The 22197-nt window shown below is 63.1% G+C and carries 24 protein-coding genes; 17 read left to right on the top strand and 7 right to left on the bottom strand.

All coding sequences use genetic code 11. The features are described from left to right. Window position 1: 1 nt before the first annotated feature. The 7 genes from LLJ08_RS19970 to LLJ08_RS19940 all read right to left on the bottom strand — a co-directional run bounded on the left by LLJ08_RS19970 (window position 2) and on the right by LLJ08_RS19940 (window position 7087). The gene (locus LLJ08_RS19970) at window positions 2-2098 is read right to left on the bottom strand and encodes a flagellar biosynthesis protein FlhA (protein ID WP_228207790.1); all 2097 of its coding nucleotides are present in this window, start codon (window positions 2096-2098) and stop codon (window positions 2-4) included. After that, a complete protein-coding gene (gene flhB / locus LLJ08_RS19965) occupies window positions 2095-3237 on the bottom strand; it encodes a flagellar type III secretion system protein FlhB (RefSeq protein ID WP_228207789.1) in 1143 nt (380 codons plus the stop codon). The genes LLJ08_RS19970 and flhB overlap by 4 nt, the downstream gene beginning before the upstream one ends. Further along, a complete protein-coding gene (fliR, locus tag LLJ08_RS19960; RefSeq protein WP_038664790.1) occupies window positions 3230-4009 on the bottom strand; it encodes a flagellar biosynthetic protein FliR in 780 nt (259 codons plus the stop codon). Before fliR ends, flhB begins: the two co-directional genes overlap by 8 nt. Before the next feature lie 21 nt (window positions 4010-4030). Beyond that, complete coding sequence (locus LLJ08_RS19955; protein ID WP_014595416.1) at window positions 4031-4303, bottom strand: flagellar biosynthetic protein FliQ; 273 nt, start codon at window positions 4301-4303, stop codon at window positions 4031-4033. 824 nt (window positions 4304-5127) lie between these two features. Continuing rightward, on the bottom strand, window positions 5128-5883 hold the full coding sequence (gene fliP, locus LLJ08_RS19950) for a flagellar type III secretion system pore protein FliP (protein WP_042922261.1): 756 nt from the start codon (window positions 5881-5883) through the stop codon (window positions 5128-5130). Beyond that, window positions 5880-6251 (bottom strand): flagellar motor switch protein FliN, encoded by a 372-nt coding sequence (gene fliN / locus LLJ08_RS19945; RefSeq protein WP_042922259.1) that lies wholly within the window; start codon window positions 6249-6251, stop codon window positions 5880-5882. Before fliN ends, fliP begins: the two co-directional genes overlap by 4 nt. Next, window positions 6248-7087, bottom strand: coding sequence for a FliM/FliN family flagellar motor switch protein (locus LLJ08_RS19940; RefSeq protein WP_179485201.1), 840 nt, complete (start codon window positions 7085-7087; stop codon window positions 6248-6250). The genes fliN and LLJ08_RS19940 overlap by 4 nt, the downstream gene beginning before the upstream one ends. A 421-nt stretch (window positions 7088-7508) precedes the next feature. Here LLJ08_RS19940 and LLJ08_RS19935 point away from each other — a divergent pair, with 421 nt between their 5' ends. The 17 genes from LLJ08_RS19935 (at window position 7509) to LLJ08_RS19855 (ending at window position 22172) form a co-directional block, all read left to right on the top strand. Then, on the top strand, window positions 7509-8891 hold the full coding sequence (locus LLJ08_RS19935; RefSeq protein ID WP_228207788.1) for a sigma-54 dependent transcriptional regulator: 1383 nt from the start codon (window positions 7509-7511) through the stop codon (window positions 8889-8891). A gap of 40 nt (window positions 8892-8931) precedes the next feature. Then, window positions 8932-9252, top strand: a complete 321-nt coding sequence (fliE, locus tag LLJ08_RS19930) for a flagellar hook-basal body complex protein FliE (RefSeq protein WP_042922251.1) — start codon at window positions 8932-8934, stop codon at window positions 9250-9252. Between the two features lie 20 nt (window positions 9253-9272). Beyond that, window positions 9273-10949, top strand: coding sequence for a flagellar basal-body MS-ring/collar protein FliF (fliF, locus tag LLJ08_RS19925; protein WP_042922249.1), 1677 nt, complete (start codon window positions 9273-9275; stop codon window positions 10947-10949). After that, window positions 10921-11988, top strand: coding sequence for a FliG C-terminal domain-containing protein (locus tag LLJ08_RS19920; RefSeq protein ID WP_228207787.1), 1068 nt, complete (start codon window positions 10921-10923; stop codon window positions 11986-11988). The genes fliF and LLJ08_RS19920 overlap by 29 nt, the downstream gene beginning before the upstream one ends. A gap of 1 nt (window position 11989) precedes the next feature. Further along, on the top strand, window positions 11990-12688 hold the full coding sequence (gene fliH, locus LLJ08_RS19915; protein WP_101276898.1) for a flagellar assembly protein FliH: 699 nt from the start codon (window positions 11990-11992) through the stop codon (window positions 12686-12688). Between the two features lie 3 nt (window positions 12689-12691). After that, the gene (gene fliI / locus LLJ08_RS19910; protein WP_101276896.1) at window positions 12692-14026 is read left to right on the top strand and encodes a flagellar protein export ATPase FliI; all 1335 of its coding nucleotides are present in this window, start codon (window positions 12692-12694) and stop codon (window positions 14024-14026) included. Beyond that, a complete protein-coding gene (locus LLJ08_RS19905) occupies window positions 14023-14448 on the top strand; it encodes a flagellar FliJ family protein (RefSeq protein WP_179485196.1) in 426 nt (141 codons plus the stop codon). The genes fliI and LLJ08_RS19905 overlap by 4 nt, the downstream gene beginning before the upstream one ends. Window positions 14449-14580: 132 nt before the next feature. Continuing rightward, window positions 14581-14856: a flagellar biosynthesis anti-sigma factor FlgM gene (gene flgM / locus LLJ08_RS19900; RefSeq protein WP_179485195.1), complete on the top strand. Its 276-nt coding sequence runs from the start codon at window positions 14581-14583 to the stop codon at window positions 14854-14856. Further along, window positions 14853-15293: a flagellar protein FlgN gene (gene flgN / locus LLJ08_RS19895; protein WP_042922233.1), complete on the top strand. Its 441-nt coding sequence runs from the start codon at window positions 14853-14855 to the stop codon at window positions 15291-15293. Before flgM ends, flgN begins: the two co-directional genes overlap by 4 nt. 664 nt (window positions 15294-15957) lie before the next feature. After that, window positions 15958-17259 (top strand): flagellar filament capping protein FliD, encoded by a 1302-nt coding sequence (gene fliD / locus LLJ08_RS19890; RefSeq protein WP_228207786.1) that lies wholly within the window; start codon window positions 15958-15960, stop codon window positions 17257-17259. Then, a complete protein-coding gene (fliS, locus tag LLJ08_RS19885; protein ID WP_228207785.1) occupies window positions 17259-17657 on the top strand; it encodes a flagellar export chaperone FliS in 399 nt (132 codons plus the stop codon). The genes fliD and fliS overlap by 1 nt, the downstream gene beginning before the upstream one ends. Continuing rightward, window positions 17641-17961: a hypothetical protein gene (locus LLJ08_RS19880; protein ID WP_228207784.1), complete on the top strand. Its 321-nt coding sequence runs from the start codon at window positions 17641-17643 to the stop codon at window positions 17959-17961. Before fliS ends, LLJ08_RS19880 begins: the two co-directional genes overlap by 17 nt. Beyond that, window positions 17958-19112, top strand: coding sequence for a flagellar hook-length control protein FliK (locus LLJ08_RS19875; RefSeq protein ID WP_228207783.1), 1155 nt, complete (start codon window positions 17958-17960; stop codon window positions 19110-19112). Before LLJ08_RS19880 ends, LLJ08_RS19875 begins: the two co-directional genes overlap by 4 nt. Window positions 19113-19148: 36 nt before the next feature. After that, the gene (locus tag LLJ08_RS19870; protein ID WP_228207782.1) at window positions 19149-19598 is read left to right on the top strand and encodes a flagellar basal body-associated FliL family protein; all 450 of its coding nucleotides are present in this window, start codon (window positions 19149-19151) and stop codon (window positions 19596-19598) included. A gap of 10 nt (window positions 19599-19608) precedes the next feature. Next, window positions 19609-20343: a FliA/WhiG family RNA polymerase sigma factor gene (locus LLJ08_RS19865; protein ID WP_042922222.1), complete on the top strand. Its 735-nt coding sequence runs from the start codon at window positions 19609-19611 to the stop codon at window positions 20341-20343. Window positions 20344-20364: 21 nt separating this feature from the next. After that, window positions 20365-21237: a flagellar motor stator protein MotA gene (gene motA / locus LLJ08_RS19860; RefSeq protein ID WP_042922221.1), complete on the top strand. Its 873-nt coding sequence runs from the start codon at window positions 20365-20367 to the stop codon at window positions 21235-21237. Beyond that, the gene (locus LLJ08_RS19855; protein ID WP_228207781.1) at window positions 21234-22172 is read left to right on the top strand and encodes an OmpA family protein; all 939 of its coding nucleotides are present in this window, start codon (window positions 21234-21236) and stop codon (window positions 22170-22172) included. The genes motA and LLJ08_RS19855 overlap by 4 nt, the downstream gene beginning before the upstream one ends. Window positions 22173-22197 lie beyond the last annotated feature (25 nt).

Below are 22197 nucleotides of genomic sequence, written 5' to 3'. Positions count from 1 at the left end.
GTTAGCCGAGGGTGCCGAGAATGTTGACGCCGACGCGGTCAGGAATCTCGTTCTGCGAGAGCACGTGCAGGCCCGGGCTGAACACGCGGGCGTAACGCGCGAGTAACGGACGCAGCTGCGGCATCACGGTGAGGATCGGCGGATGGCCGTCCTTGCGCAGTTTTTCCTTCACTACCGGCATGCTGTTCTGCAGCTGGTTGAGCAGGCTCGGTTCCACCGGAATGTTGTCCAGGCTTACCGGCCCCGCTTGCTGGGCAATGGCCAGGGCGTTGAGCAGGGTATTTTCCAGCGCATTTTCCAGCACGAACACGCCGAGTTCTCGACGATCGCCGGCGACCATCGAAACGATGCTGCGGCGCAGTGCATAGCGCACGTCGGCGGCGAGCAGCACCGGGTCCTTGGTGGTCTCGCTGCATTCGAGCAGGGTGCTGGCGATGGTTTCGATGTCGCGCAGCGGCACTTCTTCCAGCAACAGCTGACGGTACACGCGCATCTGTTGGGTGTAGCTCAGGGCGGCTTTCAGGCTTTCGGCGAGCTTCGGAGCCTGTACGGTCAGGCGCTGCATCAGATGCTCGACGTCGTCGTGCTTGAACAGGTCCGGCAGATGCTCGCGGATCACCTTGTTCAGGTGCGTGGCGATGACGCTGGCGCAGTCGATCACCTGATAGCCGAGGTTCAGCGCACGGGACTTGTCCGTCGGCTGGATCCATACCACCTGCATGCGATAGGCCGGGTCGGTGCCGAGGATGCCGTCGATCTCGCCATACAGCTCCGGCGACGGGATCGCCATCAGGCGGTCGGCATGCAGCTCGGCGCCGTCGATTTTCTCGCCGTTGATGTAGATGTCGTACTGCGAGGCCTTGAGCCTGAGGCTGTCGCGGATCTGCACTTCCGGAAGGAGGAAGCCGAGGTGCTCGGACAGCGTCTGGCGCACGCCGCGTACCCGCGCCGGCAGCGGTGCACCGGAGGCTTCGTTGACCAGCCCGACCAGCTTGTAGCCGAGCGATACCGACAGCCGTTCGACCAGCGGAATGTCTTCCCAGGCCAGCGATTGCGCCTTTTCCTTGTCCATCGCCTGGCCGATGGCCTGGATGTCTTTGAGATCGGCACCGGCCGCTGGCGGCTCGTGCAGCGAGACGCGCCAGGCAATGAAGCCGATCAGCGCGGCAAAGCCGATGAATGCCAGATGCGGCATGCCCGGCACCATGCCAAGCACGAAGAGTATTCCGGCCACGGTGTACAGCGAGGCTGGGTTGGCCAGGAGCTGGCGTTGCACCTGGCTGGTGATGTCGCTGGATTCGTTGATGCGGGTAACGATGATCGCCGCTGCAGTCGACAGGAGCAGCGCCGGAATCTGCGCCACCAGGCCGTCACCGATGGTCAGCAGGGCGTACTGTTTGAACGCCTCGCCGGCAGCCAGATCGTGGACGAATACACCGATGGCGAAACCGCCGAAGAGGTTGATCAGCAGGATCAGGATGCCGGCGATGGCATCGCCGCGGACGAACTTCGACGCGCCGTCCATTGCACCGTAGAAGTCGGCTTCCTTGGCCACTTCCTGGCGCCGCGCCTTGGCATCTTCCTGGGTCAGTAGGCCGGCATTGAGATCGGCGTCGATGGCCATCTGCTTGCCGGGCAGGGCGTCCAGAGTGAAGCGCGCGGTGACTTCGGATATCCGCTCGCCGCCCTTGGTGATGACGATGAAGTTGATGATCATCAGGATCACGAACACCACCAGGCCGACGATGAAGTTGCCGCCGATCACCACTTCGCCGAAGGCTTCGATCACCTTGCCCGCCGCGCCAGTGCCGGTATGACCCTCAAGCAACACCACCCGCGTCGAGGCGACGTTAAGCGTCAGGCGCATCAGCGTGGTGACCAGGATCACCGTGGGGAACAGCGAAAAATCCAGCGGGCTCTTGGACGACACGCTGACCAGCAGCACCAGCACCGCCATGGCGATGTTGAAGGTGAACAGGATGTCCAGCAGCTGCGGCGGCAGCGGCAGGATGATCATCGCCAGGATCGACAGGATGATCAGCGGAATGCCGATCCGGCCACTGCGGAAGGTCGGCGTCAGTTTCTGCATCAGGCTCATGAGCGCGCTCGGTTGAACAGTTCTTCGGGGATGTGGATGTTGCTGGCCAGTGCCGGTTTGCCCTGGCGTCTGCCCTGCCTCCAGGCCTTGAGCTGGAGGATGTAGGTCAGCACGTGGGCCACGGCGGTATAAAGCGGTGCCGGAATCTGCTGGTTGACCTGGGTGCTGTAGTAGATCGCGCGGGCCAGCGGTGGCAGCTCGATTACTTCCAGCGCGTTGGCCTGGGCCATCTTGCGGATGTACAGGGCCATCTCATCAACGCCGCGGGCGATGACGAACGGCGTTTCGGCCTTCTTCGGGTCGTATTTTAGCGCCACGGCATAGTGGGTCGGGTTGACGATCACCACGTCGGCATCCTTGATCACCTTGGTGATCTGCCGCTGCGCGAGCTGGCGCTGCAGCTGCTTGATGCGCGCCTTCACCTCTGGCCGACCTTCCTGGTTCTTGTGCTCTTCCTTGCGCTCCTGCTTGGTCATGCGCATTTTCTTAAGGAAGAAGAAGCGCTGCAGCGGGATGTCGATGAAAGAGAACAGCACGAACACCAGCAGCAGCGAAAACGCCAGATCGAAGGTCAGCGAGAAGGCGCCACCGATGGCGTTGAAGATGTCCGTGCGCTGCAGTGCGATCAGCCGTGGCGCGGCGTAGTACAGCTGCCAGCCGGCGATGCCGAGCAGCGCGGATATCTTCAGCAGCGACTTGGCCAGCTCGCTCCAGTTCTGCGCACCGACCATCCGTCCCAGTCCGGTGATGGGGTTGAGCTTGCCGAAGTTCGGCGCGAAATTCTTCGAGGCGAATACCCAGCCGCCCGGCACCAGGGCAAAGGCGATGACCAGGATCGGCGTCAGCAGCAGCGGCAGCAGCACGCTGATGAACACCAGCAGGTTGTGCAGCAGGATCACCTGCACATCGTCGATGCCGATCTCGCTCTGATGAAAGTCGATGTAGGAGTAGCTGAAGCTCTGCTGCATGCCGTCGAGGAACAGCCCGGCGCTGAGCTTGAGCAGCAACAGCGTGGCCAGCAGCGAAACGGTGGTGGCCACGTCCTTGGAGCGGGTGACCTGGCCGTCGTCGCGACTCTTCTTGAGTTTCTGCTCGGAGGCCTCTTCGGTCTTTTCCTGACTGCTGTTCTGCTCAGACATGGCCGCTGCTCCTGAGCAGTACGCCGATCTTGTCCAGCAGGTCGCGGGTCAGGTGCAGGTAGGCCTCGGCGAGGTTCGGCAAGGTCAGGTAAATCAGCGACAAACCGGCCAGGATCGCCATGGGAAAGCCCAGCGAGAACAGGTTCATCGCCGGCGAGATGCGATTGAGCAGGCCGAAGCAGAACTGCACCAGGGTCATGCAGAAGACGATCGGCAGGGCGATCAGCAGCGCCGCCGAGATCACCCAGGCCATCGACCAGGCGATGGTCTGCAGACCGTCGTAGAACAGCCCGCTGCCGATCGGCCAGTAGACGAAGCTCTGGTAGATGATGCTCACCGTGACCAGATGGCCGTCGATGGCGAAGAACAGCAGCGCCAGCAGGATGAAGTACAGCTGGTAGATGATCGACGCCGAGGACACGCCGTTCATGGGATCGTTGAACACCGCCATGGACAAGCCGAGCTGGGTCGAGACCACATCGCCGATCAGCGTGAACACGGTGAACACCAGCAGCAGCGCCAGGCCCAGCAGCAGGCCCATGGCGATCTGCTCGATGGCGGCCAGCATGCCTGCCAGCGACAGCGGGTCGAGATTGGGTGGCGTCGGCAACGCCGCGCCCAGCACCAGGGTCAGTGCCAGTGCCAGGAGGATGCGCACGCGCACGCTGATCGCCTTGTGACTGAACATCGGCGCCAGGCTGAACACGGCCATGATCCGGCAGAACGGCCACCAGTAGGCGAGCAGCGATTGCAGGTATTGGCCGGCGTGCATCAGGGGATCGTTGGACATGATTCAGCCGACCAGGCGACCCGCCTGCTGGAAGGTTTCGATGAACAGATCGCTCAGCGTGCGCAGGATCCAGTGCCCGGCGAACACCAGCATGCCGAGGGTGATGAGCAGACGTGGGAGGAAGCTCAGCATCTGTTCGTTGATCTGGGTGGCGGCCTGGAAAATGCTGATCAGGAGGCCGCCGAGCAGGCTCGGGACGATCAGTACGCAGACCACCAGGACGATCACGTGGATGGCGTTGGAGACGATATGGACGGCGGTGTCGGGGGTTAGCATTGGGGCACCTTTGAGGTGACGGTGAATGCACCGCTCGGCCAGGCGGCGAACTGTAGCTTTGGCTTTGCTTGTTGTGGGAGCGGCCTTGGCCACGAAGCGTTTGGGCTTGGGCTTCTGGGGTTAATGCCTATTGGCCGGGTTGGCAGGCGCATTGGTTTCGCCCTGCTGGGCGAGTCCCTTTTGGCAGTCGCCCCAAAAGGAACCAAAAGGTCTTGCCCCTGCATCCGGGTCTCGCTGCGCTCGACTTCCCTCACTCCATCGCTGCTCCGAGGGTCGCCGCGCAAGGGCCATCCATGGCCCTTCACGGCTCTCGCGGCATCCATGCCGCTCGCCCCTCTGCGCAGCGATTCCATTCGGCCTTCTGAAAGGGGCGTTTGGTGTCGCCTGTCAGGCCGTGCGCGTAGGAACAAGCGAAGCGATTTTTTGCTTTCGTTGCTTGGACACTTCCAGGCACCTCGGTCTTTAATCCCCTTCAGGAGGCCGAGCTTAGGCGTTGCGTAGGGGGTCGCGAGGCATGGATGCCGAGCGAGGAGCGATGGGCCAGGGATGGCCCTTCGCGACGACCCCCGGAGCAGCGCCGAAGCGAGGGAAGTTTTGCGCAGCAAAACCCGGATGTAGGGGTGGCCTTCTTTTTGGTTACTTTTTCTTGGCCAGACAAGAAAAAGTGACGCGCCGTGCAAGGCGCAACCTGTAGTTCCAGCCGAGGAAAGCGTGGCGCCGAATACCGATGTCAGAGCCGGCAAAGGCAAAGCTTCGCGGCCAAAGCCCACTGCCTCCCCACTCTCCAAACCCCACCGCCCGGCCAACGCCTTCATCCCCGTCACCTAAAACGGCTGAATACTGGTGGTCAACGTCCCCATCAACAGCGCCCAGCCGTCGACCAGCACGAACACCATCAGCTTGAACGGCAACGAAATCATCATCGGCGAGAGCATCATCATGCCCATCGCCATCAGCACGCTGGCCACCACCAGGTCGATCACCAGAAACGGCACGAAGATCATGAAGCCCAGTTGGAACGCGGTCTTCAGCTCGCTCAGCACGAACGCCGGCAGCAGCAGCGAGAAATCCAGGTCGTCGAGGTTTTCCGGCAGTTCCTCGCCGGCCAGGGCCACCATGGTTTCCAGGGAGTTCTTGTTGGTCTGCGCGAGCATGAAACCGGCCAGGCTGCCCTTGGCCGAGTCCAGCGCCTGTTCGAGGGTGATCTCGTCGTTCTGGAACGGCTCGTAGGCCTGGCTGTGTATGTCCTGCCAGACCGGGCGCATCACCAGCAGGGTGACGATCAGCGCGATGCCGATCAGCACCTGGTTCGGCGGGCTCTGCTGCAGGCCGATGGCCTGGCGCAGGATGGCCAGTACGATGATGAAGCGGGTGAAGCAGGTCATCATCATCAGCATCGCCGGCAGGAAGCCGAGCAGCGTCATGATGATGAGGATCTGCAGCTTCACCGAGAATTCCTGGCCGTTCTCGGTATCGTTCAGGTTGAACAGGGTGATCTCGCCGCCAGCGGCCTGGGCTGCCAGGGGCATCAGCCCGATCAGCAGCAGGGCGAGCAGGCTCAGGCCGCGACGCAGGTTCATGGCGTGAAGGCGTCCAGGCTGGTGCCGGACAGTTCGACGATGCGCAGGCCGTAGTTGCCGTTCATCACCACCACCTCGGCCTTGGCGAAGAGAGTGCCGTTGACCTTCACGTCCAGCGGTTCGCCGGCCAGCTTGTCGAGCACGATGACGCTGCTGGTATCGCACTCCATCAGTTCCTTGAGCGAGATCTCCGCCGAGGCGACCTCAAGGGTCACGTTCACCGGAATCTTGCCGAAAAAGCTCAGGTCCTGGCGCTGTGCAGGTGCCGCGGCAGGCGCTTCGAGCGCGGTGGCGTCGACGGCATCCAGGCTGAGGTCGCCTTCGTTGATGAGGTTTTCGAATTCGTTGTCGGAAAGATGGCCGTTCATTGGGGGTTCACGCTTTCAAGTGAAGTAAGGAACAGGGCCCCGTCCTCTTCGAAGATGGTGCCGCGATAGAGCTTCTGCTGGTTGATGCGCACCTCGTAGCGGTCCAGCGGGCGCAGCATCAGGATGTCGTCGAGCTGCAGCGCGAGAACCTGCGCCAGCGGCATCTGCGCCGACGCGACCACGCAATCGAGGCGCACCGGCAGGTGCTTGATGTGATCGATGGGATTGCCCGGCAAGCGTGCCGGGGCCGGGCCGGCCAGGCGACTGGTCAGCTCGTCGACCAGGTCGGTATCCAGATAGATGTAGATCGAGGAGCGACTACCGGTGATATGGCTGATGTACTCGTACTCGGCCACATACTCCCAGCTGGTCTCTTCATAATCGTTGCGGTAACTGTCGAGTTTGCCGAACGTCTCACCGGACAATATCGAGCGGGCGAAGATATCGGTGATATCCATGCCCAGACGATTACGCATGCGCTGTTCGGATGTGCTTATCGGCGGCGTGTCCTGACTGGCAATTACGGTGCCGCCGTAATAACACTCCAGTGCTTCAGTCAGTAATGCACGGTCAATGGAAAATCCAACTTTGCCCATGGCCGAGCGATAGATGCAGTCCGGCTCTTCGCTGCGCTCTTCCTGAACATCGATGCGGTTCAGTTCGAGATTGATCCGATAATTGCGCAGAAAATAATCGCCGATCAGTCGCGGATTCTTGTTGGTACTTTCCTTTATGTATTGCGGGATCTTGTGGTGATGCCGTCCCAGCTTCTGCGATTTCAATACAGTCAGGCTTTGGGCGGGCACGCCATGGTGGACTTTTGAATTGCCAGTCATGTTGTGAACTGTATTTCCTGGGGTCGGTGAACACGGCGGCAATACCGCTGGCCATTTATGCAGACGATTGCTGGCTGGCACGGGTGTTTTCCGGGCACGGCTCTAGCGTGCCGCCATCCTAGGCCTGGGCGCGTGAGAGCGTTAAATCAAGAGATATCAAATGAGCTTTTTTGAGGTCATCTGGCATCCATTGATTTCAATTAAGCAGAACTGATTGGGGGATTGATCTGGCGTCCTGATAGCGTGCGCGCACTTGTTCGGGAAAGCCGGCGAACAGCGCGCTGGATCATGCGGGTCAGAAGTCGAAGACGACGTTTAGTTCCGAAAAATTAAATAGATTTTATTTCGCGTATCCGTTTAACCACTCGGGTGGTGGTAGGTGGAGCGCAAGGTGGTCACATTGAAAAGTGTCAGTCAGGCAATGAAATACGCATGCGACGAGCTATTCGATGAATTGCCCAGAAAGAAGGTTGCGATTATTGGCGCCGCCCGCGATGTGGTATGCGACTTTCTTCAGGCAGGTTTGCGCCGGCAGGGTTGCGAGGTTACCCGCCATGACGATTTCGATGGATTCGGCAGAGGCAATAACACTGCCGTTTCCCTGGTTTTTGTAGTTGCTGGAAGTCTGCTGCCGCGCTCGTTATATGCGCAGGTGGAACTGCTCGCACGGCGGGTGCCCAATACAAGTGTGATTCCGGTTGTCGAATATGCCGACCAGGAAAAGGCCGCCACTCTGCTGGAACTGGGATGCGTCGATTACCTGCTGTCGCCGTTCAGTGAAACCCAGCTGCACGCGTTGCTGCGTCGACAGGCCTGCGCCGAAACGGCCCAGGAGAGCTTCGTTTCCTGCTCCCAGTCCGGTCGCCGACTGCTGGCCATGGCTCAGCGCGTTTCCCTGACCCGTGCGCCGATCCTTATCACCGGCGAGACCGGCACCGGCAAGGAACTGATGGCGCGCTACATTCATCGCTTCTCTGCCAGCCCGGACGCCCCGTTCATCGCGGTCAACTGCGCGGCGATCCCCGAGCAGATGCTCGAGTCAATTCTATTCGGCCACGAGAAGGGCGCTTTCACCGGCGCGGTGAGCGCCCAGCCCGGCAAGTTCGAGCAGGCCAACGGCGGCACCCTGCTGCTCGACGAGATCGGCGAACTGCCGCTGGGGCTGCAGGCCAAGTTGCTGCGGGTGCTGCAGGAGCAGCGTGTGGAGCGTCTGGGTGGGCGCCGCGAGATCGAGCTGAACGTGCGCATCATCGCCGCGACCAACCGCGATCTGCAGCAGGAAGTGGCCGAGGGTCGTTTCCGTGCCGACCTCATGTTCCGTCTCGACGTACTGCCGCTGCATATCAGCCCGCTGCGCGAGCGCAAGGAAGACGTGTTGCCGCTGGCCCGTCGTTTCATCAGTAAATACGCGCCGCAGGAAGCTCATGACGAACTGCTCACCGATGACGCCTGCCGCGCATTGTTGCAGCACGACTGGCCGGGCAACGCTCGCGAGCTGGAAAACACCGTGCAGCGCGCGCTGGTGCTGCGCAACGGGTTGTTCATCCAGCCACAGGACCTCGGTCTGGCCGCACCTGCTGCTGCACCGGCACGCGTCGAGAAGCCGCTGATGCTTGCGGCGGAAAACGGCAAGGCGGCACTGCGCGCCAGTGGCAAGTGGGCCGAGTACCAGCATGTGATCGACACCATCCGCCGCTTCGATGGCCACAAGTCCAAGGCCGCGGCGAGCCTGGGCATGACCTCACGCGCGCTGCGCTACCGCCTCAATGCCATGCGCGAGCAGGGTATCGAGCTGAATTTCTGATCCAGACACCTTTAATTGCTGAAACAGGGGAGAGCCAGCGATGAGTTCAATCACCCAGGTCCAGCAGCAAATGCTGGGTCGCATGCAGCAGCTCGCGGATGTCGCGGGGAGTCCGGCGATCAAGCCGGCTAACCAGGCGTCTGCCGATGCTGGCGGCCTGTTCATGGCCGCGATGCGCTCGGTGGATGCCCAGCAGCATCAGGCTGGCGCGGCGATGGCGGCGGTCGACAGCGGCAAGAGCGATGATCTGGTTGGCGCGATGATCGACAGCCAGAAAGCCAGCGTTTCGTTCTCCGCCCTGCTGCAGGTGCGCAACAAACTGACCACGGCGTTCGATGACGTCATGCGAATGCCGCTTTGATCGGTCGAGAGAGCTAAGACGTGCTGCAGAAAATCAAATCCAGGTTGCCCGCAGGCGGGCTGCAACTCGATCCGCGCGTGACGCTGGCCGGCATGGCGGTGATCGCCGCGGCGCTGGCAGTGGCCGTGGCGTTCTATCTGTGGCGCGACAACGGCTCGTTCCGCCCGCTGCATGGTGCTGGCGAATCGTTTCCGGCTGCCGAAGTGATGCAGGTGCTCGACGGCGAGGCGCTGCAGTATCGCATCCATCCGCAAAGTGGCCAGATCCTGGTGCGTGAGGATCAGCTGGCACAGGCGCGGCTGCTGCTCAACGCCAAGGGCGTGAAGGTCGCGCAGCCGGCCGGCTACGAGCTGTTCGACAAGGAGGAGCCGCTGGGCACCAGCCAGTTCGTCCAGGACGTGCGCCTCAAGCGCAGCCTGGAAGGTGAGCTGGCGCGCACGGTGATGGCGCTCAAGGGCGTGCAGCATGCGCGGGTTCATCTGGCTCAGGAGGAGAACAGCTCCTTCGTGGTCAGCAAGCGTGCGCCAAGCAAGGCCTCGGTGATGTTGCAGCTGGAGCCGGGCTACACGCTCACCCACGAGCAGGTTGGCGCGATCATCAACCTGGTCGCCAACAGCGTGCCGAACCTCAAGCCCGAGGATGTCGGCGTGGTCGATCAGTACGGCGCGCTGCTTTCGCGCGGTCTCAACGTCGGCGGCGGGCCGGCGCAGAACTGGCAGGCGGTCGAGGACTATCAGCAGAAGGCGGTGGCCAACATCGAACAGGTGCTGGCTCCGGTGCTCGGGCTGGGCAACTATCGCATCAGCGTCGCGGCCGATATCGACTTCAGCCAGAAGGAGGAGACTTTCCAGTCCTACGGCGATACGCCACGGCTGCGCAACGAGGTATTGCTCAACGAGAGCGCGCTGGATCAGCTTGCCCTGGGCATACCCGGTTCGCTGGCCAACCGCCCCGTGGCGCCGCCGAAGGAAGGCGAAGAACCTGCGCCGGCCAAGACGGAAACCAAGGGTGCCACTTCGCTGCGCGAGGAATCGACTCGCCAGCTGGATTACGACCAGAGCGTGGTGCACGTCAAACACGCCGGCTTCGCCCTGCGCCAGCAGAGCGTGGCAGTGGTGCTCAATGCCGCGGCCGCGCCTGAAGGTGGCTGGACCGACGAGGCTCGCGCCGAAATGGAGGCGATGGTGCGCAGCGCCGTCGGCTTCAAGCAGGAGCGTGGCGATCTGCTCAGCCTCAGTGTGCTGCCGTTCGCCGCCGTCGAGCCGATCGAGGAGGTCGTGCCCTGGTGGGAAAACACCCAGATTCATGCGCTGGCCAAGGTCGGCGTCGCCGGGCTGATCGCCCTGCTGTTGCTGCTGATCGTGGTCCGCCCGGCGGTACGCAATCTGACCCAGCGCAACGTCGCGGCATTACCCCTGAGCGAGGGGCTGGAAGGCAGCCTGATCGAACCGGGTGCGCCCGCGGCACTGGAAGGCGACAGCCGGCCGGCGCTGGCCAGCCCGCGCGAGCCCGGCGGACCGCACATCTTCGGTGAGCTAAATCCGCTCTCGGAGATTCGCCTGCCAGCCCCGGGTTCGGGGCTGGAGCTGCAGATCGAGCACCTGCAGATGCTCGCCAAGAACGATCCCGAGCGTGTCTCGGAAGTCATCAAGCACTGGATAGGGCGCAATGAAAGAGACCTCAACCCAGCCGGCTGAAGGCAGCCAGGCGTCCGCCCGCGAGATCAAGCCGCGGCCGGTGCAACTGCGCTCGGTCAGCTCGCTGGATCAGGCGGCAATCCTCATGCTGAGCATGGGCGATGAGATTTCCGCAGGCATCCTGCGCAACTTCTCCCGCGAAGAGATCATCAGCATCAGTCAGGCGATGGCACGGCTGTCCAACGTCAAGCAGCCTATGGTTTCCGACGTCATCAGCCGCTTCTTCGACGATTACAAGGAGCAGAGCAGCATCAAGGGCGCCTCGCGCACCTACCTGTCGGGCATGCTCGGCAAGGCGCTGGGCGGCGACATCACCCGTTCGCTGCTGGACTCCATCTATGGCGAGGAGATCCGCGCCAAGATGGCCAAGATGGAATGGCTCGATCCCAAGCAGTTCGCCGCGCTGATCGCCAAGGAACACGCGCAGATGCAGGCGGTGTTCCTCGCCTTTCTGCCGCCGGGCATGGCCACCGAGGTGCTCGAGTGCATGCCGGCCGAGCGCCAGGACGAGCTGCTGTATCGCATCGCCAACCTGTCCGAGGTCAACAGCGATGTGATTGCCGAGCTGGAGCAGCTGATCGATCGCAGCCTCAAGGTGCTCAGCACCCAGGGTTCGCAGGTACGCGGCGTGAAGCAGGCGGCGGACATCATGAACCGCTTCAAGGGCAACCGCGACCAGATGTTCGAGCTGCTGCGCGCGCATAACGAGGAGCTGGTCGGCAAGATCGAGGATGAGATGTATGACTTCTTCATCCTTTCGCGGCAGAACCAGGACGTGCTGCAGACCCTGCTGGAAGTGATCCCGCTGGACGAGTGGGTGGTCGCGCTGAAGGGCGCCGAGCCGGAGCTGGTCAAGGCCATCCAGGGCGCCATGCCCAAGCGCCAGGCGCAGCAGATGGAGTCGATCAACCGGCGCCAGGGCCCGGTGCCGCTGAGCCGTGTCGAGCAGGTGCGCAAGGACATCATGGGTGTGGTGCGCGAGATGTCCGCCGATGGCGAGCTGCAGGTGCAGCTGTTCCGCGAACAGACGGTGGAATGACATGACGGTCAAGGTGATCAAGGGTGCCGACCGCAGCTGGCGGCCGTTCCGCTTTCCGCCACGGGTGAAGACCCCGGCACAGGCCGCGGCTGGTTTCGCCGACGATCCGGCGGCCCTGCAGCGCGCGGTGGCCGATGGCTTCCAGGAAGGCATCGACAAGGGCTACCGCGAAGGCCTGGAGCAGGGTCGCGAGGCCGGCCATCGCGAAGGTTTCCAGCGCGGGGTCGAGGATGGCAAGGCGCTGGGCCTGGAAGAGGGGCGCCAGCAGGGCCGCCGCGCTTTCGATGAGGCGGGTCAACCATTGGATCGCCTGATCGAGGCATTCGAAGGCTTTCGTCAGGAGTACGAGCAGGCTCGCCGCGAGGAGCTGCTGGAGCTGGTGCAGAAGGTCGCTCGCCAGGTGATCCGCTGTGAACTGACCCTGCACCCGACCCAGTTGCTGACCCTCGCCGAAGAAGCGCTGAGCGCCATGCCGGGTGATCAGGAAGACGTGCGCATCCACCTCAATCCGGAAGAGTGCGCGCGCATCCGCGAGCTGGCCCCCGAGCGTGCCGCGGCGTGGCGTCTGGTACCCGATGAGAAGCTGCCGCTCGGCGAATGCCGCGTGTTGACTGCTCAGGCCGAAGCCGATATCGGCTGCCAGCAGCGCCTGGACTCGTGCATGGAAACCCTCGCCGAACACATTACGGCGCAGGGCTGACCGATGGCCCTGCGCGACAGCTTTCGCCTCGACGAGGCCCTGCGCTCGCTGGACAACGTGCAGCTGGCCAAGGTCAGTGGGCGGCTGGTGCGTGTCTCCGGGATGCTGCTGGAGAGCCTCGGCTGCCAGCGCATGACCGGCCAGCGCTGCTATGTCGAGCAGGGCGATGGCAGCATGCTGGAAGCGCAGGTGGTGGGCTTCAACCGCGATATCACCTACCTGATGCCGTTCAAGAAGCCGGTCGGTCTGACCGCCGGCTCACGGGTATTCCCGGCGCCGGATGATGCCAAGCTGCATATCGACGAATCCTGGCTGGGGCGTGTGGTAAACGGCCTCGGCGAACCACTGGACGAACTGGGCAAGCTCGGCGGCCGCGACCCGCTGCCGACCGAGCTGCCCTCGGTCAACCCGCTCAAGCGCAAGCCTGTCAGTGAAGCGCTGGATGTCGGCGTGCGCGCGATCAATGCCACCCTGACCCTGGGCAAGGGCCAGCGCGTCGGCCTGTTCGCCGGCTCCGGTGTGGGCAAGAGCGTGCTGCTGGGCATGATCACCCGGCAGACCAAGGCCGATGTGGTGGTGGTCGGGCTGATCGGCGAGCGTGGCCGCGAGGTGCAGGAATTCCTCCTGCATTCGCTGGGCGAGGAGGGCCTGAAGAAGGCCGTGGTGGTGGTCGCACCGGCCAACGAATCGCCGCTGATGCGCCTGAAGGCCACCGAGCTCTGTCACAGCATCGCCGCCTACTTTCGCGACCAGGGGCATGACGTGCTCCTGCTGGTCGACTCGCTGACCCGCTACGCCATGGCCCAGCGCGAAATCGCCCTGGCTCTCGGCGAGCCTCCGGCGACCAAGGGTTACCCGCCGTCGGTATTCGGCATGCTGCCGGAGCTCGTGGAAAGCGCCGGCAATGGCGCCAGCGACAACGGCAGTCTCAGCGCCATCTACACCGTGCTGGCCGAAGGCGACGACCAGCAGGACCCTATCGTCGACTGCGCGCGAGCCATTCTCGACGGTCACATCGTGCTCTCGCGGCGCCTGGCCGAAGCCGGGCATTACCCTGCCATCGACGTCTGTGCCTCGGTCAGCCGCTGCATGAGCCAGGTCGGCCAGCCGGCGCATCTGGGCGCGGCGCGCCAGCTCAAGGAGTGCTACAGCACCTTCGAGAAGATCAAGGAGCTGATCCCGCTCGGCGGCTATACGCCGGGGGCCGACATCAAGACCGATCGTGCGGTGCAGCTGGCGCCGACCATCGAGCGGTTCCTGCGCCAGGAAGTAGGCGAGGCCGCCGAACTGGAAGCCAGCGTCGCCACCTTGCAGAACATCCTCGGGAAACCGCGATGAAACAGCAGATCGAAACCCTTGGCAGGCTGGCCAGCCTGCGCAGCCACCGTGTGCGGCAGATGCTTGGCCGCGTGCAGTACCAGCAGAACCTCTGCCAGCGCTACCGCAACAACATCACCGGGCTGAGCCGTCTGTGCGGATTTTCCGTGCCGATGAGCACGCCGCTACAGCGCGATAATCAGCAGCGCTACAAGGCCACCCTGTACAAGATGGTGGAACTGCAACGCCGCGAACTGGCGGTTGCCGAACAGGCGCTGGAGCGCATACAGCGTGAGCTGCTGCAGGCCATGCGCAGCGAGAAGGTGGTCGAGCACATGATCGATGACAAGATGCAGCAATGGCAGCAGCTGCTTGCGCAGCAGGAACAGAAAATCCAGGACGGCCTGGCGGCGCAGAGTTGGTGGCGCCATCAGATGGCCTGACGTGTTGCGATCGGATGAGGTGCAGGAGCAGCAGTGCGGGAACGCCGCCCATCCGTGCCGTGCAAAATAGATTTAAGGTTTTCACCCAAGCGGTCGCCTCTTTGGCTGTAACCCCCGAGTTGGAACGCAATCATGGAAATCAGCCGGCATTTCAAGCCCGCCCTGACACCGGCCGCCGAGGCCAGCACCACCCGCCAGCCGGCTTCGCGGCCCCTGGCCGATACCGCAGTGCGCCAGTCGGAAAGCCTGCCGCTGGAGCAGATGCATGATGCGCTGCGTGCCATGCCGGACGTCGACCTCGATCGCGTAGCGGCGATCAAGCAGGCCCTGCAGCGCGGCGAGATCTCCACCGATCCCGCCGAACTGGCCGGCAGCATGCTCGCCTACCACCGCGGAAGCGATGCGTGAGCCAGCGCGACAAACTGCTTGCGGTCGTGGCTAGCGACCTCGAGCAGGATTGCGACGACTATCTGGCCCTGCGCGATCTGATGCAGGCGCTCTACGCGTTCCTGCTCGAGCGCGACAGTCCGGAGATCGATCGACTCAATCTGCAGATCACCACCCGCGTCGAGACCATCGGCATGCGTGCCCAGCGGCGGGCCAAGGTGCTCGGCGCCTTTCGCCTGCAATCCGATGCCGAGGGCATGCAGCGTCTGCTGAGCTGCTACCCGGAAGATCAGGCCGAGCGGCTGCGGCACTGCTGGCAGCAGCTCGGTGCGCTGGCCGCTCAGTGCCAGCAGATCAACGAGCGCAACGGCAAGTTGCTCGCCATGCATCATGAAATCCTTGGCCAGCTGCTGGCCGGGAGTCACGATGCGCGGCTCTATCAACCGCAGATGTACTGACGCGCGCGTGACCATCTGAGCGAGTCCGCCGCCAGCCCTCGCCCTGGCCCTTTCGCCAGCGGGGAGATGGGGCGGTCCGAGCGGCCTGCGGTCGTGACGTCTAGGCCGGCAGAAAGGTTCTGCCTGCCGCTTCGCTGCATTGCTGCAAGCCTCCACAGAAGTCCTGACGCCAGCAGGGTGTGATCGCAGGTTCCTGCCCGATCCGCCCTTGCCCCCCAAAACCGGGAGAGGAGGGCGTACCGCGTGCGCGGCGGCCGTGGCGTAGGACTGATCTGATGGAAGTGCCGGCTACTGCCTTAGCCATTGCAGTTCATGCGCAGCGGCGCGCACCCGCACGCTCAAGCGCCCTCTCTGCGGTGAGGGGCTGTCCCGATACGCCGCAACAGCCTTTCCCCTTCGCCAGAACACTCGGCCGGCCCGCAGATGTCGCGCCCCGGCATGACTTACGCGCATTTCTCGATGCGGCTTAAGTATCCCCCCCTTTTTCGTCGCCTTAACCCAAGAGAGTCCGCCATCGAAGGCGGAAACGGTGCTTCCTCGTTTCCTCCCGGTGCTGTCGTGCGGAAGCGCTTCTTCTGCGGCTAGCAGTGCAAAACTCTTGTAAATCAATGGTTTGTGACTTGGCACTCAACTTGCTCTACAGAGCACAGGAAGGGGATCGGTAATGGCGATAGATTCAGATTACGTAAAGCAGATGTCGACGCAGCTGGCGACCTACGAAGTTCAGTCTTCGCTGGACCGGCTCAATCGCAACGAAAGCAACTACAAGACCCAGCGTGACGCGCTGAGCAAGTTGCGCACATCCCTGACCACGTTCAAGTCGGCCATGTCGGGCCTGAAGACCGGCAACGCCACGATGCTGGTCAACAGTGCCACCTTCAGCCAGGACGGCTATGCCAGCGCAACGGTTGGCACCCAGGCCCAGGCAGGCAGCTATCAGTTCTATGTCGAAAAGCTCGCCAGCAAGCAGCAGGTCGCGGTACAGGGGCTGAGCGACGGCAGCCTCAGTGGAACCCTGACCCTCGAGGGGCAGGATTTCACGCTTTCCGATTACGCCACGCTCGACGATGCGGCCAAGGCGATCAATGCCGCGGATCTCGGCGTGCAGGCCACGCTGGTACGCAGCAATGGTGAAGTCAGCCTGGTGATGACCAGCGCCGAGAGTGGAGTAGCCAATGCCTTCGCGGTGTCGCTCGCGGGTACCACGGCCACGACTACCACGCTGTCCACGGCCGCTGACGCACAGATCCGCATGGGTGGGTCGTTAGGCAGCGGCGGCATCGTACTGACCAGTTCGAGCAACACCTTCGACAACGTCATCGATGGCGTCAGCCTCTCGGTGAACAAGGTGCACACCGCCAGTGACTCGGCCTTGACGCTCTCGGTTGGCCAGGATCAGAGCGCCACCAAGGGCAAGGCACAGAGTTTCATCGATGCCTTCAACGCGCTGATGACCAGTTTTGATTCGCTGACTGCCAGCGGCAGCGACAGCAGTGCCCGTGGCGCGTTGGCTGGCGACTCCAGCGTGCGCGCCATCGAGGGGCGATTGAACACGCTGCTGCGTAACGACTTCGGCGGTAAGAGCCTGATCGAGTTCGGTATCAGCGCTGATCGCAGCGGCAAGCTGACCATCGACGCCAAGCGTTTCGAGGCTGCAGTCGCTGCGGACCCGGCAGGTTTCGAAGCATTGTTTACCGGCAAGGACAACCTGCTCGACAGCATCGACAAGACCGTCGCCAGCTACACCAGCAGCACCAACGGCATGCTGAAGAACCGCATGGACACGCTGGACATGAGCCTGCGGCGCATCGACGAGCAGTTCGAGAACCTGCAGCAGCAATACGACACGCACTACAGCCGCTACCTCAAGCAGTTCACTACCATGATGCAGACCATGCAGAGCATGGAACAAACCAACGGATTGTTCGCCATGCAAAACACCTCGCAGGCGACGGGATTGTTCTGATGAGTTCCTATTTTCCCAACGAAAGTTACGACAGCTATCGCTCGGTTGACCTGGAAGCCCGTGCCGCTTCCGCGTCGCCCTACGAGCTGGTGCTGGTGCTGATGGATGGCCTGCTCGACGAGCTGGCCCGGGCGCGCGGGCATATCGAGCACAAGCGTTATCAGCAGAAGGGCGCTTCGCTGGAGAAGTGCATGAACATCCTCAACGGCCTCAATGGCGCACTCGACGAAGAGGGCGGGGGCGAGGTGGTGCAGGGCCTGTCACGCCTCTACGAATACTGCATCTATCGGCTTTCCGACGTCAGCGTGACGCTCTCGCTGGACGGTCTGGACGAGGTGGTGAAGGTACTCGAAACGCTGCGCGAAGGCTGGGAGGGCGTCAGTGCCGCACGCAAGTGACGAGCAGCGCCTGCTGGAACTGCACGTGCGCCTGGCCGCCGCGTTGCACAGCAGCGACTGGCATGCGGTCCGCGAGGTCGATCTGGCGATCCGGCAATGCCTAGAACAGCTGCCGCGCGGGCCTCTGCCCGACGCCGTTGATGCAGCCAGGCAGCAGCTCAAGCGCTTGCATGGGCAGGCGCTGACGGCCTGCGGCGAAGAATGCGAGCGCCTGCGCCTGCTGCTGGTGAACCATCTGGAGTACGCCGAAGGGCGTGCGGCTTATCAGCGTATCGACATGTACCAGGCGGGAGACGGCAGGTGATCCAGTTGATCTCGGGGACAACCGCGGCAGCTGCCGGTGCGGATCCGGTTGCACTGCCGTTGCGTAACGTGCAGCCGGCCTCGGTGAGCGAACATGGGCCGGCACGACCGGTGTTCGGGCCCGCTGGGCTGGCGGTGGGATTCCATCAGCGCATGCTGCTGGCGGCCACTGCGAATGCCGATCCGCAGCCGGTGCTCGCACAGCCGCTCGATCCGCAGGATCTGCCTGTACTGCAGGCCTCAGAGGCCGCGGCGGGCACTGACGAAGTCGCGGAAGAAACCTCCGCAGAGCTGTGGCTGCTGGGCATGCTCGATCAGCAGCAGGTCGTGGTGCAGGCGCGCGAGGCGCAGGCGACTCTTGCCTGGCCGTCGACAGCTGGGCAACAGCCGGCGGCGTCGGGCGGCTTGCTCGAGGAGCCGGCCGAACGGCAGCTGGAGGGCATCGCGACACGCTTGCCGGTGTTGCCTGCCGAGCATTACGCCGAACGTTCCGCTGATCGCGCTGCGGGTACCGCCGCATTGCGCCCGCCGCTCGATGGCTCAGCCGCACTGCCTGCTCAGGCGTCCGCTGCGCTGGCGGTTGGCGCTGAGCTGGGTGCTGTGCCACCTGCCGAACCACTGCTTGCTGCGGTCGACGCAGGCGAAGCTGGTGATCCGTCGGTCGTCGCCGTCGAGCGGCCGGCCAACAGCGTCACGCAGGGGGCGGAGCGGCTGCTCAAGCTTCAGGCGCCAGAGGCCAAGTGGGGCGAGCAGATGCTGCACGCGCTGCGTGAGCACGTTGAGGTGCAACTCCAGCAACGTCAGCAGAGCGCGACCATTCGCCTCGACCCGCCGGAGCTGGGCAGCATGGAAATCCACCTCAGCCACGATGCCGGCCGTCTCACCGTGCAGCTCAGCGCAGCCCATGCAGACGTCGCGCGGTTGCTGCAGCAGACCAGCGACCGGCTGCGCCAGGAGCTGGTGGCGCAGCACTTCGTGCAGGTCAACGTTCAGGTCGGCGCCGATGGCCAGTCCGGTCGTCAGGGCCAGCCGCGACAGCCCGAGAACGGCGAAAACGTGCTCGCCGCGGCCAATCACGCCAGCGGCACTGCGTCGGCACCCGACAGCAGGCGCTCCGCCGGCCGTGCCAGCGATGTGCTGGTCACGGTCTGACTGGCTCAACTTCAACTACAGGATTGTTAACAGGTTATGTCGACACCCCGTCTGGTTCTTCTGATGCTGCTGCTCAACGTCGTCACTGTCGCCGGCGGCGTGGGTGCTGCCTATTGGCTGCTCAAGCCTGGCATGTCCGACGGCGAGGTGGTGGCGGAAGCCATCGAACCGGTGGAGTACCAGTTCTATCCGGTCTCCAAGGTCATCGTCAGCCTGCGCGGCGACGGCCGCGAGCACTACTTCGTACTTGATCTGGCGTTACAGGCGGAGGCGTCGGACGAGCCGAAGAATTTCGAGCAGATTGAGCCGCTGGTGCGCAACTCGGTGGTGAGCTACCTCTCCGGGCTGGCTTTCACCGAGCTGCGCGCGATGCAGATCGGTGAACTGCAGACCCGTCTTGAAGAAACGCTGTTTGCCGATTTCGCCAGCAAGAAGGCCGAAGTGCCGTTTCGGCACGTGCTGGTCAACAAGCTGATCGTTCAATAAAGGCTCCGCCATGAACGCCACCTGTTCTATCGACTGTTACGGCGCCAGCCCGGCTGGCCACGCCCTGTTCGCGCCGGGCGCCGAGCAGCGCTGGTTGATGCAGTACCTGCCGCTGGTCAAACGCATCGTGCGCCAGCTTTCTTTGCAGGCGAACCAGGTGCTCGACCGCGAGGACATGGAACAGATCGGCATGATCGGGTTGCTCGAAGGCCTGCGCCGCTATGGCGAGCCGGACGAGCAGTTCGGGCGTTTCGCTGCGTTGCGCATCCGCGGCGCGATCCTCGATGAGCTGCGCCGCCAGGACTGGCGCCCACGCCAGGTGCGGCAGCAGGCGCACAAGGTACGCGATGCCATACGCGAGCTCACCCGTCAGCTCGGGCATACGCCCAGCGACGAGGAGATCAAGCGCTTCACCGGTCTGGACGAGAAGGACTATCAGGACTTCCTCTGGGCCGACTCGTCGGAGGCCATCGAAAGCCTCGACGAACTGCTGCAGAGCGGCCACGAGCATTTTCCGGATACCTCCGAAATGTTCGAGGAACGTTTGCTCAAGGAGCGGCTGCTGGAGCAGGCATTGAGCCGGCTGGACGAACGTGAGCGATTGGTGCTGACGCTCTATTACCAGCACGAGCTGAGCCTGAAGGAAATCGCGCTGGTGCTGGAGGTCAGCGATGCGCGGGTCTGTCAGCTGAGCAAACAGGCAATCGGCAAGGCCTGCCGTTTTCTAGGGTCAGCGAACCCCTAACCGAGAGAAGTCAGTGACGTCATGCAGAAAGTATTAGGTGCGTTCATCATCATCGGTTGTGTGCTGGGCGGCTACGCCATGGCCAACGGCAACATGCGCATGCTCTGGCAACCGGCGGAGGTCGTGATCATTCTTGGCGCCGCACTTGGCAGCCTGGTGGTTGGCAATCCCAAGGAAGTGCTGATCGAGATGCTGCATCAGATCAAGGGCGTGTTCGCCTATCAGCGCCGCGGCGAGGAGTTTCAGCGCCAGTTGCTGATGCTGCTCTACGAGCTGCTGGAAATGGTCGATGTCGGCGGCCTCAAGGTACTCGACTCGCACATCGAAGAGCCGGAGCAGAGCGACCTGTTCGTGCGCTATCCGCTGATCCTTCAGGAAAAGAACCTGATGGCCTTCATCGCCGACAACTTCCGTCTGATGGCGATGGGCAAGATCACCGCGCACGAACTGGAGGGCTTCCTCGAGCAGGAGCTCGAAGCCATGGAGCACGCCCTGCTGCAGCCGGCGCGTTCGCTGCACAAGATCGGCGAGGCGATGCCGGGTTTCGGCATTCTCGCGGCGATCATGGGGATCATCATCACCATGGGCAGCATTGGCGGCAGCGTCGCTGAAATCGGCGCCCATGTGGCCGCGGCGCTGGTAGGCACCTTCCTCGGCATCTTCTTCTGCTACTGCCTGATGGAGCCGCTCTCCAACGCCATGAGCCAGCGCATCAAGACCGAGCTGTCGGCGCTGGAATGCGTACGCACCACGCTCGTTGCCCATGTCGCCGGCAAGCCTACGCTGCTGGCGGTGGACGCCGGCCGCAAGCTGATCGAACAGGACGTCAAACCCGCTTTCCGCCAGCTGGAAAAATGGGTCACCCAGTATGAGGAAGAAAGGGACGCCGCATGAGAAGCAGGGGCAAGGGCGGCGCTGGCGGCGAGCACGAAATCATCATCAAACGCCGTAGCAAGAAGGGCCACGAGGATGAGCATGGCGGTGCCTGGAAGGTGGCCTTTGCCGACTTCACCCTGGCGATGATGGCGTTGTTCATGGTGCTGTGGATCATCCAGCCGCAGATGGAAATGTCCAATCCGTCCTACGGTGAAATGGAGAGCAATCCGCTGGTCGATGGCGGCGCCGGCATCTTCGATGGCACCAGTACCTCACCGCTGGAGCTGGATGGTATGCCGATCCGGCCGGCACCGAGCGAGCCGGAGCGGCAGCGTGATGAGCGTTCGTCCGATGCCGGTGAAACGCCTGCAGACGGCACCCGCCGCTACGCTTCGTCCGCCGAACTACAGGCGCTTGCGACGCTGATGCAGGAGGTCGCCGGGCAAGTCGACGCGCTGGCGAATCTGGAGGTGGACGTGGTGCCCCAGGGCCTGCGCATCCTGATCAAGGATGACCAGCAGCGTTTCATGTTCCAACGCGGCAGCGCCGTGCTCAATCCGCACTTCGCTCGGTTGCTCGGGGTTCTTGCCGGCGTGCTGAGCAAGGTCGAGAACAAGCTGATCATCAGCGGGCATACCGACGCCACGCCCTACCGGCTGCAGTCGGGGTACAACAACTGGAACCTGTCCGGCGACCGCGCCCTGCGGGCGCGCAATGTGTTGGTGGATGCTGGTCTGCCGGGAGGCTCGGTGCTGCAGGTGACGGCTCAGGCGGATGTTATGCCGCTGCGCCCGGACGCGCCGGAGGACGGTGCCAACCGGCGCGTGGAAATCCTGCTGCTGACCGATTCGGCCGAAGCGCTGTACAAGGAACTGTTCGGCGACAGCTACGGCAAGGTGCGCTTTTCCGAGAGCGGTGCGCAGTACAGCGGCGAGGTCGGTGCGGGAAGCTGATTGATTCGACGCGGCTGGACCGAAC

This window comes from Stutzerimonas chloritidismutans (assembly GCF_020783375.1).
GTDB classification, from domain to species: domain Bacteria; phylum Pseudomonadota; class Gammaproteobacteria; order Pseudomonadales; family Pseudomonadaceae; genus Stutzerimonas; species Stutzerimonas kunmingensis.
The sequence above is the reverse complement of the archived record's forward strand: the minus strand, read 5'-3'. Positions and strand labels throughout refer to the sequence as shown.

What these genes read in the sequence shown, in the direction of transcription:
- LLJ08_RS19870 (WP_228207782.1), top strand. Translation starts at nt 19,149, where the DNA reads ATGTCGACACCCCGTCTGGTTCTTCTGATGCTGCTGCTCAACGTCGTC.
- flgM (WP_179485195.1), top strand. Translation starts at nt 14,581, where the DNA reads ATGGAAATCAGCCGGCATTTCAAGCCCGCCCTGACACCGGCCGCCGAG.
- flhB (WP_228207789.1), bottom strand. Translation starts at nt 3,237, where the DNA reads ATGTCTGAGCAGAACAGCAGTCAGGAAAAGACCGAAGAGGCCTCCGAG.
- fliR (WP_038664790.1), bottom strand. Translation starts at nt 4,009, where the DNA reads ATGCACGCCGGCCAATACCTGCAATCGCTGCTCGCCTACTGGTGGCCG.
- LLJ08_RS19970 (WP_228207790.1), bottom strand. Translation starts at nt 2,098, where the DNA reads ATGAGCCTGATGCAGAAACTGACGCCGACCTTCCGCAGTGGCCGGATC.
- motA (WP_042922221.1), top strand. Translation starts at nt 20,365, where the DNA reads ATGCAGAAAGTATTAGGTGCGTTCATCATCATCGGTTGTGTGCTGGGC.
- fliP (WP_042922261.1), bottom strand. Translation starts at nt 5,883, where the DNA reads ATGAACCTGCGTCGCGGCCTGAGCCTGCTCGCCCTGCTGCTGATCGGG.
- LLJ08_RS19920 (WP_228207787.1), top strand. Translation starts at nt 10,921, where the DNA reads ATGAAAGAGACCTCAACCCAGCCGGCTGAAGGCAGCCAGGCGTCCGCC.
- LLJ08_RS19935 (WP_228207788.1), top strand. Translation starts at nt 7,509, where the DNA reads ATGAAATACGCATGCGACGAGCTATTCGATGAATTGCCCAGAAAGAAG.
- fliI (WP_101276896.1), top strand. Translation starts at nt 12,692, where the DNA reads ATGGCCCTGCGCGACAGCTTTCGCCTCGACGAGGCCCTGCGCTCGCTG.
- fliS (WP_228207785.1), top strand. Translation starts at nt 17,259, where the DNA reads ATGAGTTCCTATTTTCCCAACGAAAGTTACGACAGCTATCGCTCGGTT.
- LLJ08_RS19905 (WP_179485196.1), top strand. Translation starts at nt 14,023, where the DNA reads ATGAAACAGCAGATCGAAACCCTTGGCAGGCTGGCCAGCCTGCGCAGC.
- fliN (WP_042922259.1), bottom strand. Translation starts at nt 6,251, where the DNA reads ATGAACGGCCATCTTTCCGACAACGAATTCGAAAACCTCATCAACGAA.
- fliE (WP_042922251.1), top strand. Translation starts at nt 8,932, where the DNA reads ATGAGTTCAATCACCCAGGTCCAGCAGCAAATGCTGGGTCGCATGCAG.
- LLJ08_RS19855 (WP_228207781.1), top strand. Translation starts at nt 21,234, where the DNA reads ATGAGAAGCAGGGGCAAGGGCGGCGCTGGCGGCGAGCACGAAATCATC.
- fliD (WP_228207786.1), top strand. Translation starts at nt 15,958, where the DNA reads ATGGCGATAGATTCAGATTACGTAAAGCAGATGTCGACGCAGCTGGCG.
- LLJ08_RS19940 (WP_179485201.1), bottom strand. Translation starts at nt 7,087, where the DNA reads ATGACTGGCAATTCAAAAGTCCACCATGGCGTGCCCGCCCAAAGCCTG.
- LLJ08_RS19955 (WP_014595416.1), bottom strand. Translation starts at nt 4,303, where the DNA reads ATGCTAACCCCCGACACCGCCGTCCATATCGTCTCCAACGCCATCCAC.
- fliH (WP_101276898.1), top strand. Translation starts at nt 11,990, where the DNA reads ATGACGGTCAAGGTGATCAAGGGTGCCGACCGCAGCTGGCGGCCGTTC.
- LLJ08_RS19865 (WP_042922222.1), top strand. Translation starts at nt 19,609, where the DNA reads ATGAACGCCACCTGTTCTATCGACTGTTACGGCGCCAGCCCGGCTGGC.